We start from the raw sequence: 315 nt of genomic DNA on the forward strand, positions 1-315 counted from the left end.
TGCTCAATCGGCGACTCGCCAAACTGGCGCTGGACTTCACTGATGGACCAGCCGGGGGTTGAAGGGCAGACGGTGAGCAGCATGCCTTCGTCGCCGGGCCGCAACAGGATGCGCTGGGATTTGGCCCAGGCGTAGGGCAGCAGGCTCATGGCCGTGTCCCTGCCGGAATCGCCTTCTCCACCGACGGCAACTGCGGCGCCTGCACATCCGGCATCGCCCAGCTATGCTCCGGCTGCAACCCACCTTGAGCCCGGCGCATATAGTCATAGCGATTCAACGTAATCGCCCGCCCCGCCCCACTGTCACGGATGATGT

General features: G+C 64.4%; 1 pseudogene. It reads right to left on the bottom strand.

The annotated features are described in order from the left end of the window. Positions 1–149: pseudogene (locus AOA60_RS33750) on the bottom strand (type II secretion system protein GspE); the annotation flags it as partial. Positions 150–315 lie beyond the last annotated feature (166 nt).

Origin of the sequence: Pseudomonas sp. 2822-17 (genome assembly GCF_002742485.1) — a bacterium.
Classification (GTDB): domain Bacteria; phylum Pseudomonadota; class Gammaproteobacteria; order Pseudomonadales; family Pseudomonadaceae; genus Aquipseudomonas; species Aquipseudomonas cyclaminis.